Consider the following 15,760-nt stretch of genomic DNA (forward strand, 5'->3'; position numbering starts at 1 on the left):
CATCGGGATGGCCGGCGCTTTCTGTTGTGGAAGGGCGTATCAGGCCGCGCCAGAACCTGCACTGGAATCAGTCTGAACCGCAGCGGCGGGGCTATGGCCCTGCTTGGCGAGCTGGATCTGTTCGTAGACGTGGTGGCGCAGTTCGGTAAAGCGCGGCAGCGAGCGGGTGTTCAGCTGGTCGCGCTCGTCCGGCAGGTCAATGGTCAGGTCTTCCTGGATGACCGTCGGCGAACTGGAAAGGATGATGACGCGTTCTCCGAGGTAGACGGACTCGTCGATGTCGTGGGTGACAAACAGGACGGTGACGCCGAGTTTGCGCCAGACGGTGCGGATCAGGTCTTCCAGGTCCGCTCGGGTCTGCGCATCCACGGCCGCGAACGGCTCGTCCATGAGCAGCACCTCGGGCTGGTACGCCACGGCGCGGGCGATCGCCACGCGCTGCTGCATACCGCCGGACAGCTGCCACGGGTAGGACTGCGGCACGTGGGACAGCCCGACTGCTTCCAGGGCGTCATCGACAAGCTTGTCCCTCTCCGCCCGCGGCACGCCCTGGTTCTTCAGCGGCAGCTCGACGTTCTCGCGCACCCGCATCCAGGGGAAGAGGGAGCGGCCGTATTCCTGGAACACGACGGCCATCTTCTTCGGCGGCCCGGAGACGGGCGTGCCGTTCAGCAGCACTTCGCCCTCGGTCGGGGCCATCAGCCCGGAGATGCACTTCAGGAGCGTGGTCTTGCCGGAGCCGGACGGGCCGACCAAGCAGGCCAGTTCGCCGGCCTTCAGGTCGAAGGTCAGGTTCCGGACGGCCTCGATGTCGCCACCGTCGGTCTTGTAAACCTTCTTCAGGTTGCGGACCGAGAGCATAGCCTCGTTCCCCGGCAGGGTCTTGCCCGCCGGGGCCGGGGTGGTTCCGGGAGTTGTTTCAGACTGCATTTTCTACCTCTCGCAGGCCGTGGTACCAGCGCAGCACACGCCGCTCGGTCCACTGGAAGATGAATGACAACGCGACACCGATCAGGCCCAGGACCACAATGCCGGACCACATTTCCGGAATCGCGAAGGACCGCTGGAACTGCACGATCGTGAAGCCGAGCCCCGAGGACGAGGCGAACATTTCGGAAATGACCATCAGGATCAAGCCAATGGACAGGCACTGGCGGATACCGGCCATAATCTGCGGCCCGGCCGAGGGAAGCACCAGGTACTTGATCCGCGCCCAGCCGTGGATGCCGTAGGTGTGGGCCGAGTCGGAGAGCACTCCGTCGATGGCACGGACACCTTCGATAGTGTTCAGCAGCACCGGCCATACGCAGCCCGAAATGATCACCGCGACCTTCATGCCGTCCGTGATGCCCATCAGCAGCATCAGCACCGGCACCAGGACCGGCGGCGGAATGGCGCGGAAGAATTCGAGCACCGGTTCCGTCAGGTCCCTCAGCCACTTGACCGAACCAATCAACAGGCCCGCGACAATGCCGATGATAATCGCCGAGGCAACCCCGACGACCAACCGCCCGATGCTGGGCAGCACGTCCGAGAAGATCCGCTCCCCGAACCACGTCTCGGCGAACGCCTCGGCCAGCAGTGCCGGGGTTGGCACGAAGAAGTTCGTCTCCCCCAGCGTCGAGGCCCACCAGATTGCAACCAGGATCAGAGGCAGTGCCAGCAGGTATCCGAGAGTTTTCAGGAACCTCATACGATCACCTCCGAACGGATCGAGGAATGCCAGGACAGGGTCTTGCGTTCGATGAAACGCATGACCAGATTGATGACGACGCCGATCAGGCCCGTCGCGAGTACCAGCGCGTACATCCCCGAGATCGCGCCACCGGACTGGGCCAGGGCAATCTCGCGGCCCAGTCCCGGGGAACCGATCACCAGTTCGGCGGTGATCGCCAGGATCAGCGCCACGGAAGCGGCCAGGCGGATGCCGGTCATCAGGTACGGCAGTGCCGTCGGGAACACGACGTGGCGGACCCGGGCCATGGCGCCCAGTCCGTAGGACTTAGCGGTCTGCATCGCCACGTTGTCCACATCGGCCACACCGTAGAGCACCTGGATGAAGACCTGCCAGAACGAAGCGTAGACCACCAGCATCAGGGTTGATTCGATCTTCACGCCGAACAGCAGCACGGCCAGCGGGATCAGCGCCACCGAAGGGATCGGGCGGAGGAACTCCACGGTCGAGTTGGTGAACTTCCGCAGGAACATCGACGAACCGATAATGAAGCCCAGCACCACGGCCAGCACGATCGACATCACCAGGCCGATCGCCCAGGCCAACATGGTTTCGCCGACCGCTACCCAGAACGCCGTCAAACCAAAATCGGTGATCAGTGCCGCGATGACCTCACTGGCCGGTGGCAGGAACCGCGGCTCAACGATGCCCACGCGTGGGATCAGCTCCCACAGCAGCAGGAACCCGACAATGCCCGCTATCCCGAGCAACTGCTTCGTCGGCACCTTCTTTGCCGGCTGCTTTCTGGCGCTCGGGATGGGCGCGGCGCTGTTGGTTGTTACGGCTTCTTGTGTCATGGCAGCAGCTCATCCAGGTTCGGGGCCTCGCTCAACGTGCCGTACTTTGCGGCCGCTTCGCCGAGCGCCTGGGCCGCTTCACGGCTGAACTCCGGGCGGTACTCCGGCAAGGTCAGCTCCGCGAGGGTTTCAGCATCGATTTCGGTGTAGGTTCCGACAATGTCGCGGACTTCTTGCGGGTTCTCCTGCGCGTATTCAAGGGACTTATTCATGGCCCTGGTGAACTTCTCCACCAGCTCCGGCTCGCCCTGAACCTTTTCGGAAGTTGTAAAGTAGCCGGCAATGTCGAGCTCCGGGTGCATTTCCGTGAAGTTCCACGACACCACACGGGCTCCCTCGGACCGCGCCTGGGTTAGGAACGGATCCAGGATCCACGCGGCATCAACCTGCCCATTTTGGAGCGCGGCGGGAGCATCGGGGAAAGCGACTTCCACGAAGTCGATGTTGTCTGGATTGCCGCCGTCCTGCTCGACCACGTGCTTGATGGTCGTATCGCCGATATTCGAGAGGTTGTTGACCGAAACGGTCTTGCCTTCGAGATCCGCTGCGGACTGAATGTCGGAATCCTCAGGAACGACTACGGCGCCGAAGCCCGCTCCTTCCTCACCGGTGGTGGAGGCCCCATTGGCAACGAACTGCAGGTCCAGCCCTTTGTCATTCGCTACCATGACCGAGATCAGGTTGGAGAAAGCGAAGTCAAAACTGCCGCTGACCACGCCGGGAACGATCGCGGCTCCGCCGGTAGCGGTCTGCAGATCCAGCTCGAGGCCTTCTTCGGCGAAGAAGCCCTTCTCATCACCGAGCCAGATGGGCGCCGTATCTACAATGGGGATTACCCCGACGGAGATCTTGGTCAGTCCGCCGCTACCGGCGGGCGCCTCGGACCCGCCGCCGCTCGGGGAGCCACTGCCACAGGCAGAGAGGGCGAGCACTGAAACTGCGGCCACGAGCGCGGTCAGTCTGCGTTTCATTTTCTACTCCTTAGTGATCCCTGAGAGACCCGGGAAAACCTGAATGTTCGCGCAACGAACAAATGTTCACTCATTAGTCTGCGCGACTCCTATTGTGACGTCAAACACATCACTTCATCGTTATAGACACGATACTCGGTGACGCACCTACTCGGCATTGAATTGAAGTTTTCAACGAATTGTGAAGCGAGATACCAAACGGGAACCCGTTACCCTCCGGCGCCGGGACTGGCCCATCCGGCGAGTCCTGGACGTGACTAACCTGCAACGGGATGGTGACCGGAAATCCGTTTGTGGCTGGTTCTTTCGCGCGTATCGTGAGTGATAACCACAGGCCACCGGCCCCTGAGCGGATGTTTAAGCATCCTCGTCCCGGCGGCATCACGTTTACAGGGGGTCAACATGAGCAAGCAACGAGTTCTGGGGACCGCATCAGCAGCCCTGCTGCTGGCTCTGACAGCGTGCAGCCCTCCGACCGGTCAAGGCCAGTCGCCAACGGCAAATCCACCGGCGACCGTCGTAGCCGAGCCACAGGGGATCACCCCACCCACGAATACGGCTCCCGGCCCATCGGCTCCGCCAGCGGCGTCGGCCCCACCTGCTACGGTCCCCGCGCCGACCGAGGAAACGGCTGCAGCGCCAGTCGCCCAGTCGGAAGTTTCGGTGAGGTCAGAGAACGGGGCAGGAGTTCCCTTGACGATGTATTACATCGCAGTAGAAGACGGCGGGGTCTCTGGCGCGGAGATCGGTTGCAGGGACAGCCTCATCGCCGCCTATACGGAGCCTGTCAAGACTCAGGATCATGTGAAGGCCAGCATGGAACGCCTGCTCGCTGACGGGGACAGATTGCACGGATCATCCGGACTGTACAACGCCCTCCACGAATCCGCACTGACGTACGAACGCGCCAGGATCGATGGCGACACCGTCACCGTCCACCTTTCCGGGGAGCTCAAATCCGGAGGCTCGTGCGATGACCCGCGCATTGAATGGCAACTGAGACAAACCGCAGCCACTGCCGCCGGAGTCGGGGAGGCCATCATCCTGATCAACGGGATGCGGATTGAGGATTACCTCAGCGGACGCGGCCCCGCCGTTCCCGAAGCACCGGCGCCTGCTGCACAGGCCCCCATTACAGTTCCCTTGACCGTCTACTACATCGGGCTCGCTGGCGAGGAGACTTCAGGCGGCGGTATAGGGTGCGGCGACAGCGTCGTTGCCACCCTTACACAGCCTGTGACGTCCACCGATCAGCTTGGGGCGAGCATCACCCACTTGTTGGCAAACAAGCAGGAGTTTCTCGGCGAGTCAGGCCTCTATAACGCGCTGAACTCCTCTGCGTTGTCCTATCAAGGCAGCACCCAGGACGGCGATACCGTGACAGTTAATCTGTCCGGCAGTGTCACGGTCCGTGGAACCTGTGACGGTCCCCGCATTGAAGCGCAGTTGGAACAGACTGCTGCCACAGCCGCCGGTGTTGCCGAAGCCGTAGTACTAGTCAACGGCATCCCCATTGAAAAACTCGTCGCCGTAAAGTAGCCATCAGTAGGCGTGGACGGCAGGGGCGTGCAGATTTGACGCGAACAGCCGACTGGCCGGAACCGTTGGGGGCAGTTCCGGCCAGTAGGCCTTGGGGGAACTGGCCGGAACCGTTGGGGGAAGTTCCGGCCAGTAGTTTATTTTTTTGGGGGGGTAACTGGCCGGAGCCGTTGGGGGAAGCTCCGGCCAGTGGTTTATGGGGTCATCGTGCGGGATTTACTGCCAGGCGTGGTCTGCCCAAGCTGCATCTCGCGAGTAATCGCTCCCACTCAGGTTCCACAGATCGCCATCTTGGCCGTGGGCTCCCACGACTCCGATCTGGTCGAGTGCTGAAGCCGGGCCTTGTTCTGCGTTGCCGGGGGCCAATGGGCCCACGGGCGCCGATGTGATGCCATAGGGAGTCATCGTCTTCTCTTCTCCAACAGAGCGGATTCAGTTTCCGGGGTCCAGGCGCGGGCGTAAATTCCCAAAGCCGCCTCTTCCCACATTGTGAAGCCCAAGCGGTTCATCATCAGATGCGACTGGCTGAAAGTCAGATTCTGCGCACCGCGGCTGACCCTCGATTTATCTGCCCGGTACAGGTAGGCGTCAATAGCCCGCTTCCAGCGGCGACGCCAGTTCTGCACGCTACCTTCGGCTGCCGTGGCGGCCATCAGGCGGTGCATCGGTGCGGTTTTCGGCGCCAAGGTGGCAGTCAAACCGAGCCGGGCTTTGGCAGCGCCTCTTCCAAGTTCCATTGTCGAAACGCGGAGGTGGTTGTCCCAGCAGTAATCCCAGGAGAGCCGGCGGCGGTCCGGCCACTGCGGAGCCTTCGGCCCGTTGAGCATGGCCCAAGCCGCGTCGGAGAGCAACAGTGCGCCGAGAGCAGTGCGGCCCTGCGACTTGTTGAACCGTTGCGCTGCCCAGCTACCAAGTTCAGAAGACAGTTCAAAGACCTCTTCGGCAAGTTCGAGCCCTTCGAGCCCGCCAAATCTGTCCAGATCCGATTCCTGCACCAAGGCGACAGTTCCCAGAGTGCCGATTAGATCCGTGCTGTCCGGCGACACGACGTAGTGCTGCTGGACTCGAACTGTTGGCAGGATTTCAAGGAGCCGGTTCCGGGCCGCCAGCTCAAACCTTTGGAGGCTATCAAGGGCTGAGCGGTGGCCCAGGAACCGGACCTTTAGGTGAGGCCCCACCTCATCAACATGGTGGCTGAAGTACCAGCGGCCCACGCCTTCGCGGCGAGCGTGGGCCACCAGTGGTGTAATCAGTTCTCCTATGACGGTTTCGGCTACGTCTTGTCTACCCGTGTAAATAGACAGGACCCACCAGTAGCGTTTGAGACTGAGCTTTTCCGAAGAGCGTACGGCTGTCAGCTGGCTCATGCGCTTCTCCTAGATCTGCTCGCTGGTGGTTGGGGAGGGATAGCCGTTGCCGTCCTGATTACAGGATCAGCGGGTATGCTGTTGCGGTGGGGCAGCTTTTTACCAGTCCCACGCAGCCGTAACGATTGCGTTGGACTGCTGGCCCTGGTCGGCTGCCACTGCAGGAGCGGCCGCGGAGACCGCACCTACAGCAAGCAGTAGACCTGCCGTAATGCCGGCGATCTTCTTGAACATGTCATTCCCCTTCGATGTGAGTGGCAATCCATCGAGTATCGTTCCCCCGACTCTTCAAGAGTTCCGCGTCACCCGGCATGCTGTCCAGTCAATGTGGGGGCAACATCATGACATGCCCTTATCGGGACGAATCACGGCGTCCATGAACGTTCTGACACTTGGTCATAACCGCGGATTCCCGCATGATTCAAGGATTTTCCAACATGAGTATGATTTGAGTATGACCACTACAGTTAGGTGGCACATACCGGACATGGCAGATAGTTACACACCACAATTCATGCTTGAGGGGGCACCAGATGTTGAGTGGAACAGCCTTTGAGCTCTATGAATACGCGGTAACTCACCCGGACTGGACCAAGGAGTCCGCGTCGACTGCTCTCGGCTACACCATTCGGGATCTCAATAGCGCCATTAATGAGCTCACTGGACGCCGCCTGTTCCAACAGCCGGCGCCCGATGTGGACTGCTTTACTGCCATCTCTCCGGACGTGGCCCTGGCGCAGCTGGTCGAGGTCGATGAACGTCTGCTTATCGATCTACGCGCCAAAATCAGCGGGCACCGGAGCGACATGGCTTCGCTCGTCCCCACATACCTTGCGGCACGAAAGCGAATCGCTCTCGATTCGTCCATTGAAATACTCGAAGACCCTGGGGTAATTCGAAAGCTACTGATGGACTACGGGCGGGATGTCACAGAACAGGTCCTGATCAGCCAGCCTGGCTCAGGGTCTACGGCGGAGGTCCATGAAGAGGGCATCCAGAAGGACCTGGAACTCCTGGAACGCGGCATAGTCAGAAAAAATCTCTACAATGCCAGCACTCTGGATCATGTGCCTACTCGGAAAGCGGTCGCCGCGACGGCCCCCGCTGGCTTGGAATATCGGACATTGCCCTACGTGCCACTGAAAGTCCTGATCTTCGACCAGTCCTTGGCACTCGTAGCCCGCCAACTGGACGCCGATGATCGAGCAGCTCTGGTGGTGCGTGACGTCAATCTAATCCATGTATTCACGCAGTTATTCAATGTGGCATGGGAAGTTGCAACCCCCTACGGCTGGGAGACCGAAAGCCGAAACCCTGCTGACCTCAACAGCATTCAACGATCCGTCCTCCGCGGCATGGCTGCCGGTTACTCCGACGAAGTGATTGCACGGAGGCTGGACATCAGTGTGCGCACCTGCCGCCGGCATATCGCATGGATGCTCGAAGGGCTGGGCGCCGAAAGCCGCTTCCAGGCGGCACTCAAGGCCAAAGAAGCAGGCTGGCTCTAGTCGGGAAGCAAGAAATCAATTGCACAAATAGAAAACAGCTGTTGCCTTCGGGGCAACTGTTCGGGTTATCCTGTGTGAGTGAGAACACAGGAATCTTCCGCTTCTGCCGACATGCCAACCGAAACCGAAGTAGCGCTTGAACGTGCGGTCACTTCGCATCGGCACCACAGTCTGTACTCGGACCGGGCAGCCAAAATCAAGCAATCCGCCGTTCGCGATGTCTTCGATATTTCGCTACGCCCCGGCCTCGTCTCGCTCGCCGGAGGAAACCCGTTTTTGCAGTCCCTGCCCTTGGAGAAGCTCGCGGGAATGGCCTACAGGCTCATCGCCGAGCAGGGCATGACAGCCCTCCAGTACGGCGGCGGCCAGGGAACCGAACGGCTTCGCACCCAGGCCTGTGAAGTCATGGCCGAGGAAGGCATTGAGGACGCCGACCCGGCGAACGTGGTGATCACCACCGGTTCCCAGTCCGCCCAGGACGTCGCCTGCAAGGTCTTCTGCAACCCCGGAGACGTTGTGCTCTGTGAAGACCCAACTTATGTGGGTGCCCTGAACACTTTCGAAGCTTATGAGGTCACGGTGGAGACCGTAGCCATGGATGAACTCGGCCTCATTCCCGACGAACTGCAGCGGCGCATTGATGAGGTCCGCTCTGCCGGCGGCAACATCAAGTTCCTTTACACCATCCCCAACTTCAACAACCCGTCGGGCATCACGCTCGCCGCAGAGCGCCGGCAGCGCGTCGTGGAGATCTGCCAGGACGCGAACATCCTGATCATCGAGGACAACCCGTACGGCTTGCTGCGCTTCGATGGCCACCCGATCGCCCCACTGCGCGCGGGCCACCCGGACGACGTGATCTACATGGGTTCGTTCTCCAAGATTCTCGCGCCCGGCCTGAGGATCGGTTGGGCCTTGGTGCCGGCGCATCTGCAGCGGCGTTTCTATCTGGCCAGTGAGGCAGTCACGCTCTGCCCGCCCACGCTGAACCAGATGCTCATCTCGGAGTACCTGGATGGCCACGACTGGCGCGGGCAGATTACTACCTACCGCAGCCTCTATTCCGAGCGCTGCACAGCCATGCTCCAGGCGCTCGAAGACTTCATGCCGGAGGGCGTCAGCTGGACCCAGCCGGAGGGCGGTTTCTTTATCTGGGTGAGCCTGCCGGAGGGAATCGACACCTACCCGCTGCTGTACAAGGCGATCGACGCCGGCGTCATCTTCATTCCCGGCGCCGCCTTCACCCCATCCGACGATCCCTCCAGCAAGCTCAGGCTGGCATTTAGTGCCGTGTCCACCGAGAACATCCGTGAGGGCGTGCGCCGGTTGGCTCCCGTGTTGCAGGAGGCTATGGGTGCCCGGTAGCAGCTATCAGCGCTTCTTGAGGTACTTGTAGTAGACATAGCGGCCGCCGAAGTAGAGACCCAGGACCAGAATGATGCGCAGAATTCCGTTCATGCCCGGGAACAGGAATATGAATACGTAGCTCAGCAGGAATATGACGGCCATGCCCCAGAGGGTGCGCCGCCAGTCGATCTTGGGCACGTCGGGACGGTTGCCGGACCCCGAAGGTCGGTTATTGCTCATGGCCCAAGTCAATCACAGGCGCGGGCGGTCCCTGTTTCGAATGCTCAGCGCTCGACCAGGATGCCGTCTGCATCGGCATAAACCATGACACCTGGCCGGAATGCCACACCAGCGATCTCGACGCGCACATCCACTTCGCCGAGAGCGTCTTTGGCGCTTTTGCGCGGGTTACTGCCCAGTGCCTTGACCCCCAGTGACAGCTGCGCAAGGGCAGTGCGGTCGCGAATGGGTCCGTTGATGATGACGCCAGCCCAGCCGTTTTCCACCGCTGCGGCGGCGATCATGTCCCCCATCAGGGCGGTGTTGAGCGAGCCGCCGCCGTCCACCACGAGAACCGCGCCTCCCCCGGGTGAATTCAGAACGGATTTCACCAATCCGTTGTCTTCATGGCAGCGAATGGTACGGACGGGGCCACTGAATGCCACGTTGCCGCCCAGGTCCTGGAACTGCAGCGGCACCGACTGGAGGTCTTCGCCTCGCTCGTCATACAGGTCCGCGGTGGAAACAGAACCGGAAAGATCAGTGCTGGTCATCGGGAATGGTCTCCTTTCGCCACATGCGCTCGATCATAACCCAAGCCAGAAGGGAGCCACGCCTTCCTACGGGCGCAGGCCCCTTCGACGACTTCGACCGTTCCGAGGTCTCTAATCAAGCAGAAGCGCGGGTTCTTCCATGATCGCGGCAACGTCGGCCATGAAACGGGCGGAAAGATCGCCGTCCACCACACGATGGTCGAAGGAACCGCCAAGGGTAGTGATCCAGCGCGGAATGACTTCCCCGTCCAGCACCCAGGGCTTCTGCTTGATGGTGCCGAAGGCCACGATCGCTACTTCGCCCGGGTTGATGATGGGTGTTCCGGTGTCGATGCCCAGCGCCCCGACGTTGGTGATGGTCAACGTGCCGCCCTGCATTTCGGCCGGTTGGGTCTTGCCCGCGCGCGCCTTGGTGGCGAGTTCGTTGAGGGCGATGGCCAGTTCCTTCAGGGACAGATCCTGTGCGTCCTTGATGTTCGGAACCATGAGTCCGCGCGGCGTGGCGGCGGCGATCCCGAGATTCATGAAGTGCTTGATCAGGATCTCGTCATCGGTCCAGGTGGCATTCACGGAGGGGTTCCGCGCTGCCGCCCAGATGACCGCTTTGGCCAGAATCAGCAACGGTGAAATCTTGATGCCCTCGAAGTCGCGGCTGACCTTGAGCCGCTTCACGAACTCCATGGTCCGGGAGGCATCCACATCAACGAAGATGCTGACATGCGGAGCGGAAAAGGCCGATTCGACCATGGCCTTAGCCGTGGCCTTGCGGACACCCTTGACCTTGACCCGCTCAATGCGCTGGTTCTGCGGCTTCTTGCTCGGTGCCCAGAAGGTCTCGGCCTGATCCAGCTCGGCGTCGCGCTGTGCCTGGTAGCTCAGCAGGTCCGCCTTCGTGACCTCTCCACCGCGGCCGGTGGGAGTGATGTCCGCCAGATCGATCCCCAGATCCTTGGCAGCCTTGCGCACAGGCGGCTTCGCCAACACGCGGGTCAGCAGGCGGTTCACTGCGGCCTGCACGGCCTCGCCGCGCTGCTGGCCCTTGGTGCCGTCCCGGGTTATTCCGCTTTCGACGGCGGAGTCAGGGGACGCTGCCGAGGGAACCGGCGGCACGTGCGGGGCATGCTGCTGTGGCGCCGAATCGGAGACACCATGGCGGTGATGGGGAGCCGCCGTCGTTGTTTGGTCAATAGCTGGGCTGGGGCTGGACGTGCGCCGCGGGCGGCGCTTGACGGCATCTGCCTTGGGGCCGGAGCCGACCAGCGATCCGCTGACCATGCCCGGTTCGCTGGCTGGCGGCGTTGCCTCGACTGCGTCAGCCAGTGGATCGCCCTCAGTCTTCGCGGGCGCGTCCCGTGGCAGGGCACCGCTGTCCGGACGCGCTGGGGCCTGCACTGCGTCCCCGGAATCTTTCACGGGCAAGGGCTGGCCGGCGCCGCCGACGTTCACGGAGATGATCGGTGTGCCCACCTCGATGGTCTGCCCCTCCGGCACGAGCAGTTCCGCCACGACGCCCGCGTACGGGCTGGGCAGCTCCACCAGGGACTTGGCCGTTTCGATCTCCACGATCACGTCATTGACGGCGACCGTGTCCCCGGGCTTGACCTTCCAGGAAACGATTTCGGCTTCGACCAGGCCTTCGCCGACGTCCGGGAGGTTGAATGATTCGATATTCGACATGGAAACTCCGATGCGTCAGTAGGCGAGGGAACGGTCGAGGGCCTCAAGCAGGCGGTCGATGTCCGGAAGATAGTGCTCCTCCACCTTGGCCACGGGGTAGGGCATGTGGAAACCGCCTACCCGCAGGACCGGGGCCTCGAGGCTGAGGAAGGCGCGTTCGGAGATGCGCGCGGCGATCTCTCCGCCGATGCCGCCGAAAGTGGGCGCCTCGTGGGTGACGATCAGGTGCCCGGTCTTGTGCACCGACGTCGTGATGGTGTCGAAGTCGATCGGCGAGATGGAGCGCAAGTCAATCACCTCCACACTGTTGCCGTCCTCCTCGGCGGCCTGCGCCGCCGCCAGTGCGACCGGCACAAGCGGGCCGTAGGCGACGATGGTGGCGTCCGCTCCCTCCCGGACCGCCTTGGCGCTGAACGCGTCCTGACCGGGATTGTCCGTGTCGACTTCGCCCTTGAGCCAATAGCGGCGCTTGGGCTCAAACACGATGACCGGGTCGTTCGATTCGACGGCTTGCTGGATCATCCAGTAGGCATCGTGCGGATTGGACGGGGTAATGATGCGCAGCCCCGCGGTATGCGCAAAGAGCGCCTCCGGCGATTCGGAGTGGTGCTCGATGGAGCCGATGCCGCCGCCGTAGGGAATGCGGATGACGACGGGCGCGCTGAGGTCCCCGGAACTGCGGGCGTGGATTTTGGCCAACTGCGTGGTGATCTGGTTGAAGCCCGGGAACACGAATCCGTCGAACTGGATTTCGCAGACCGGCCGGTAGCCGCGGAACGCCAGGCCGATCGCCGTGCCGATGATGCCGGATTCGGCCAGCGGAGTGTCGACCACTCGGGTCTTGCCGAACTCGGCCTGCAGGCCTTCGGTCACGCGGTAGACACCGCCCAAAGCGCCGATATCCTCGCCCATGAGCATGGTCTTCGGGTTGTTCTTCATCGTTTCGCGCAGGCCGGCGGTAATGGCCTTGGCGATGGTCATGTTGGCCACTAGTTGCCCTCCCCTGCCGCGTCGGCGTCCGCGAAGCCTGCCTCATACTCGCGGTGCCACGCGAGTTCTTCGGCGACCAGCGGGTGCGGGTCGGCGTAGACGTTGTTGAAGCTCTGCACCATCTCCGGACCGGTCATGGCCAGGACCTCGGCACGGACCTTAGCGGCCAGCTCATCGCCCTGGACCGCGACCTCCTCGAAGAAGGAGTCCTCCGCGGTGTTGCTGGAGCGCAGATACCGTTCCAGGCGCTTGAGCGGGTCCTTGTCCCTCCACGCGTCCTCCTCTGCGGAGAGCCGGTACTTGGTGGGGTCGTCGGCAGTGGTGTGGGCGCTCATCCGGTAGGTGAACGCCTCGATGAGCACAGGGCCCCGGCCGGAACGGGCATGCTCCAACGCCCAGCGCGTGACGGCGTGGACGGCAACCACATCGTTGCCGTCGACCCGGATCCCCGGGAAGCCGTAGCCGCTGGCACGGTTCGACAGCGGGATCCGCGACTGCACTTCGGTAGGCACGGAGATGGCCCAGTGGTTGTTCTGGCAGAAGAAGACCACCGGAGACTGGTTCGAGGCGGCGAAGACCATCGACTCGTGGACGTCGCCCTCGGAGCTGGCACCGTCACCGAAGTAGGCGACACTGACGCCGTCCTCGCCGTCCCGCTGCAGGCCCATCGCGTAGCCGACGGCGTGCAGGGTCTGGGCGGCGAGGACCAGCGTGTAGAGGTGGAAGTTCTTTTCCCGGGGATCCCAGCCGCCGCTGGAAATTCCGCGGAAGAGCTTCAGCAAGGCGGACAATTCGAGCCCACGGGTCAGCGCCACACCGTGTTCCCGGTAGGTCGGGAACACGTAGTCATTCGCCTGCAGCGCGGTCCCGGAACCGATCTGGGCGGCCTCCTGCCCCAGTAACGGCGGCCACATCACCAGCTGCCCCTGGCGTTGCAGGGCCACGGCTTCCTGGTCGAAGCGCCTGACCAGGAACATGTCCCGGTACAGCCCGCGCAGGGCCTCGCCGTCCAGATGCGCGGCGTAGGGGCCGTACTGGACGTCCTCGCGCAGGGTTCCGTCCGAGGCAAGTAGCTGGACCATTTCCGGGGCGTCTGCAGGGTCGCTGGAGGTCATGGACTGCTCAAGTTCCTCAATGTCGAATTCAGAGGTGGGCAGGTGCTCAGCGCCCATACGAACTCCTCGCCGGCATGCCGCCCGTCGACGGTTACCTTAGCTGCTGATATATGCCTTGCCGGGAATGCATTACCGGCAAGGCATATATTGGTCGATTTTCTGTTCCAGCCTAACGATACCGGGCCTCAGCCCCGCTGTTGTTACGGTCAGGAAACGCCGGGGCCTTTTGTATAGTTCGCACACAGAGAGAGGAAACGGGTATTGGCCTCCACCTCGCCGATGCTGACGCGGACTCCTTCGTTGGGGAAGGCCCGGACAGAGAGGGCCTGCTCCCCCGCGTAGGCCGCAAAGTCCTGGGCATTCTCACCCAACGGAAGCCAGACGAAATTGCCCTGGGACTCCGGGATCTTCCAACCGAGATCGCTCAGGCCAGCTACTACGCGGTCGCGTTCGTCCACGAGGCTTTGTACCCTTTCCACAACCTTGTCGTAGTGCTTCAGCGAGGCAATGGCCGCGTCCTCGGCCAGGCTGGACACCGCGAAGGGCGTCGCGGCGACTCGCAGGTGCTGGGTGAGTTCCGGGTTCGCGACCGAGTATCCGACGCGCAGATTGGCCAGGCCGTGGGCTTTGGAGAAGGTCCGCAGGACGATCACGTTGGGGTGCTTCTTGTACACCTTGATGCCGTCCACCACTTCCGGATCCCGGACGAACTCGGTATAGGCCTCGTCGATGACCACCACCACGTCCTGCGGGACCTTGGCCAGGAAGTCCTCCACCTGGGAGGTGGTCAGGGCCGGGCCGGTCGGGTTGTTCGGGGTGCACAACAGGATGACTTTAGTCCGGTCGCTGATGGCGGCTGCCATGGCTTCTAGATCGTGCGAGCCGTCGGCCTGGTTGGGGATCTGCACGCTTGCTGCGCCGGAAAGGCCGATCATGATCGGGTAGGCCTCGAAGGAGCGCCAGGCGTAGATAACCTCGTCCGCTGTGCCGTCCTCGCTCTGGCCGGAGAAGGTCTGCAGGATCTGGACCAACGCGCCCAGGCTGCCGGCACCGGTGACAATGTCCTCCGCGGGTACATCCAGGAAACGGCTCAGCTCGGTGCGCAACGCTGTAGACAGCGGATCAGGGTAGCGCATGATGTTGTGCTGGGACTGGATGGACTCCAGCACCTCAGGGATGGGCGGAAGCGGGTTCTCGTTGGAGGAGAGCTTGTACGGCTGCAGCCCTTCAATAACGGCCGGTGGTTTGCCCGCCGCGTATTTGGGCAGCCGGTCCATAACCGGGCGGGGGCGGATCTGACGGTCCTGAGCGGTCGTCTGAACCGCAGCTACTTTGGTGGGGTTCTGGCTAGAAGTCATGGGTTAAAGAATACGGTGATGCAACGAGGTGTTTGTCACGCCGATCCTGTGCCTCCTGATCGGCGGTATGACAGCATGAAGCCATGGGAAAGTTCATTGTGCGTGTTCTGATCAACGGCCTGGCGCTGTGGATAGCAAGCTGGATCCTGCCGGGCATCACGGTGGAAAGCACCGCCGCAACGGAAGTTGCGCAGGGAAACTCTACGGCCGGCGTCGTACTTGCGTTCCTCTTTATCGGGCTCATTTTCGGCCTGGTCAACGCGATCGTGCGGCCGATCGTCAGTTTCCTGTCGCTGCCGGTCACGATCCTGACATTGGGCCTGTTCACCATCATCATCAACGCGCTCATGCTGATGCTCACGGCGTGGCTCTCTTCCTACACGCCCGTGAACTTTGTAGTGGATTCCTTCTTCTGGACCGCGGTGCTCGGCTCGCTGATCATCAGCCTCGTGTCCCTGATCGCCGGATCGATCACGCGGACCCGGTAGTTCCCGGTTGGCCTCACCGGCGGCCGGCGGCGCGGTGAGGCACTTTTGATCCGCCCGTAACGTGCCGCCATCGCTGCCGAAACACGCCGTTCCTA

General features: G+C 62.2%; 16 protein-coding genes. 4 read left to right on the forward strand and 12 right to left on the reverse strand.

Annotated features, from left to right (window positions below; translation table 11 throughout):
* Positions 1-39 precede the first annotated feature (39 nt).
* From HGO92_RS16825 to HGO92_RS16840, 4 genes are read right to left on the reverse strand one after another with little or no spacing between them, the layout of a single operon-like run.
* Positions 40-930 carry an ABC transporter ATP-binding protein gene (locus HGO92_RS16825; protein ID WP_440915783.1) on the reverse strand — a complete coding sequence of 297 codons (891 nt, stop codon included), beginning with the start codon at positions 928-930 and terminating at the stop codon, positions 40-42.
* Positions 920-1,693, reverse strand: coding sequence for an ABC transporter permease (locus HGO92_RS16830; protein ID WP_169996862.1), 774 nt, complete (start codon positions 1,691-1,693; stop codon positions 920-922). Before HGO92_RS16830 ends, HGO92_RS16825 begins: the two co-directional genes overlap by 11 nt.
* Entirely contained in the window at positions 1,690-2,532 is an 843-nt protein-coding gene (locus HGO92_RS16835; RefSeq protein ID WP_169996864.1) for an ABC transporter permease, read from the reverse strand. The genes HGO92_RS16830 and HGO92_RS16835 overlap by 4 nt, the downstream gene beginning before the upstream one ends.
* On the reverse strand, positions 2,529-3,503 hold the full coding sequence (locus HGO92_RS16840) for an ABC transporter substrate-binding protein (RefSeq protein ID WP_169996866.1): 975 nt from the start codon (positions 3,501-3,503) through the stop codon (positions 2,529-2,531). The genes HGO92_RS16835 and HGO92_RS16840 overlap by 4 nt, the downstream gene beginning before the upstream one ends.
* A gap of 699 nt (positions 3,504-4,202) precedes the next feature.
* Between HGO92_RS16840 and HGO92_RS23845 the strand changes: the two genes are divergently transcribed.
* Complete coding sequence (locus HGO92_RS23845) at positions 4,203-5,042, forward strand: GerMN domain-containing protein (RefSeq protein ID WP_240974717.1); 840 nt, start codon at positions 4,203-4,205, stop codon at positions 5,040-5,042.
* A gap of 401 nt (positions 5,043-5,443) precedes the next feature.
* Here HGO92_RS23845 and HGO92_RS16850 read toward each other — a convergent pair whose 3' ends face one another.
* Positions 5,444-6,409 carry a lantibiotic dehydratase C-terminal domain-containing protein gene (locus HGO92_RS16850; protein ID WP_169996867.1) on the reverse strand — a complete coding sequence of 322 codons (966 nt, stop codon included), beginning with the start codon at positions 6,407-6,409 and terminating at the stop codon, positions 5,444-5,446.
* 99 nt (positions 6,410-6,508) lie between these two features.
* Complete coding sequence (locus HGO92_RS24300) at positions 6,509-6,643, reverse strand: hypothetical protein (protein WP_277351916.1); 135 nt, start codon at positions 6,641-6,643, stop codon at positions 6,509-6,511.
* Between the two features lie 299 nt (positions 6,644-6,942).
* Between HGO92_RS24300 and HGO92_RS16855 the strand changes: the two genes are divergently transcribed.
* Positions 6,943-7,917 (forward strand): helix-turn-helix transcriptional regulator, encoded by a 975-nt coding sequence (locus HGO92_RS16855; protein WP_169996869.1) that lies wholly within the window; start codon positions 6,943-6,945, stop codon positions 7,915-7,917.
* Positions 7,918-8,028: 111 nt separating this feature from the next.
* Positions 8,029-9,282, forward strand: a complete 1,254-nt coding sequence (locus HGO92_RS16860; protein WP_169996871.1) for an aminotransferase-like domain-containing protein — start codon at positions 8,029-8,031, stop codon at positions 9,280-9,282.
* Positions 9,283-9,288: 6 nt separating this feature from the next.
* Here HGO92_RS16860 and HGO92_RS16865 read toward each other — a convergent pair whose 3' ends face one another.
* The 6 genes from HGO92_RS16865 to HGO92_RS16890 form a co-directional block, all read right to left on the reverse strand.
* Positions 9,289-9,504: a hypothetical protein gene (locus HGO92_RS16865; protein WP_139006979.1), complete on the reverse strand. Its 216-nt coding sequence runs from the start codon at positions 9,502-9,504 to the stop codon at positions 9,289-9,291.
* 44 nt (positions 9,505-9,548) lie between these two features.
* Positions 9,549-10,037 (reverse strand): ribonuclease E activity regulator RraA, encoded by a 489-nt coding sequence (rraA, locus tag HGO92_RS16870; protein ID WP_169996873.1) that lies wholly within the window; start codon positions 10,035-10,037, stop codon positions 9,549-9,551.
* Positions 10,038-10,148: 111 nt separating this feature from the next.
* Entirely contained in the window at positions 10,149-11,714 is a 1,566-nt protein-coding gene (locus HGO92_RS16875; RefSeq protein WP_169996874.1) for a dihydrolipoamide acetyltransferase family protein, read from the reverse strand.
* A gap of 15 nt (positions 11,715-11,729) precedes the next feature.
* Positions 11,730-12,704, reverse strand: a complete 975-nt coding sequence (locus tag HGO92_RS16880) for a transketolase C-terminal domain-containing protein (RefSeq protein ID WP_169996876.1) — start codon at positions 12,702-12,704, stop codon at positions 11,730-11,732.
* Positions 12,704-13,876 carry a pyruvate dehydrogenase (acetyl-transferring) E1 component subunit alpha gene (gene pdhA / locus HGO92_RS16885; protein ID WP_169996878.1) on the reverse strand — a complete coding sequence of 391 codons (1,173 nt, stop codon included), beginning with the start codon at positions 13,874-13,876 and terminating at the stop codon, positions 12,704-12,706. The genes HGO92_RS16880 and pdhA overlap by 1 nt, the downstream gene beginning before the upstream one ends.
* 149 nt (positions 13,877-14,025) lie before the next feature.
* Complete coding sequence (locus tag HGO92_RS16890; protein ID WP_169996879.1) at positions 14,026-15,177, reverse strand: histidinol-phosphate transaminase; 1,152 nt, start codon at positions 15,175-15,177, stop codon at positions 14,026-14,028.
* Positions 15,178-15,260: 83 nt separating this feature from the next.
* Here HGO92_RS16890 and HGO92_RS16895 point away from each other — a divergent pair, with 83 nt between their 5' ends.
* Complete coding sequence (locus HGO92_RS16895) at positions 15,261-15,665, forward strand: phage holin family protein (RefSeq protein WP_169996881.1); 405 nt, start codon at positions 15,261-15,263, stop codon at positions 15,663-15,665.
* The last annotated feature ends 95 nt before the right edge of the window (positions 15,666-15,760 follow it).

Source organism: Crystallibacter degradans (assembly GCF_012952295.1).
Lineage (GTDB): Bacteria > Actinomycetota > Actinomycetes > Actinomycetales > Micrococcaceae > Crystallibacter > Crystallibacter degradans.

Bases quoted from the DNA above. Each gene is read 5' to 3' on its own strand.
- HGO92_RS16825 (WP_440915783.1), bottom strand. From the start codon at position 930: ATGCAGTCTGAAACAACTCCCGGAACCACCCCGGCCCCGGCGGGCAAG.
- HGO92_RS16830 (WP_169996862.1), bottom strand. From the start codon at position 1,693: ATGAGGTTCCTGAAAACTCTCGGATACCTGCTGGCACTGCCTCTGATC.
- HGO92_RS16835 (WP_169996864.1), bottom strand. From the start codon at position 2,532: ATGACACAAGAAGCCGTAACAACCAACAGCGCCGCGCCCATCCCGAGC.
- HGO92_RS16840 (WP_169996866.1), bottom strand. From the start codon at position 3,503: ATGAAACGCAGACTGACCGCGCTCGTGGCCGCAGTTTCAGTGCTCGCC.
- HGO92_RS23845 (WP_240974717.1), top strand. From the start codon at position 4,203: ATGTATTACATCGCAGTAGAAGACGGCGGGGTCTCTGGCGCGGAGATC.
- HGO92_RS16850 (WP_169996867.1), bottom strand. From the start codon at position 6,409: ATGAGCCAGCTGACAGCCGTACGCTCTTCGGAAAAGCTCAGTCTCAAA.
- HGO92_RS24300 (WP_277351916.1), bottom strand. From the start codon at position 6,643: ATGTTCAAGAAGATCGCCGGCATTACGGCAGGTCTACTGCTTGCTGTA.
- HGO92_RS16855 (WP_169996869.1), top strand. From the start codon at position 6,943: ATGTTGAGTGGAACAGCCTTTGAGCTCTATGAATACGCGGTAACTCAC.
- HGO92_RS16860 (WP_169996871.1), top strand. From the start codon at position 8,029: ATGCCAACCGAAACCGAAGTAGCGCTTGAACGTGCGGTCACTTCGCAT.
- HGO92_RS16865 (WP_139006979.1), bottom strand. From the start codon at position 9,504: ATGAGCAATAACCGACCTTCGGGGTCCGGCAACCGTCCCGACGTGCCC.
- rraA (WP_169996873.1), bottom strand. From the start codon at position 10,037: ATGACCAGCACTGATCTTTCCGGTTCTGTTTCCACCGCGGACCTGTAT.
- HGO92_RS16875 (WP_169996874.1), bottom strand. From the start codon at position 11,714: ATGTCGAATATCGAATCATTCAACCTCCCGGACGTCGGCGAAGGCCTG.
- pdhA (WP_169996878.1), bottom strand. From the start codon at position 13,876: ATGGGCGCTGAGCACCTGCCCACCTCTGAATTCGACATTGAGGAACTT.
- HGO92_RS16890 (WP_169996879.1), bottom strand. From the start codon at position 15,177: ATGACTTCTAGCCAGAACCCCACCAAAGTAGCTGCGGTTCAGACGACC.
- HGO92_RS16895 (WP_169996881.1), top strand. From the start codon at position 15,261: ATGGGAAAGTTCATTGTGCGTGTTCTGATCAACGGCCTGGCGCTGTGG.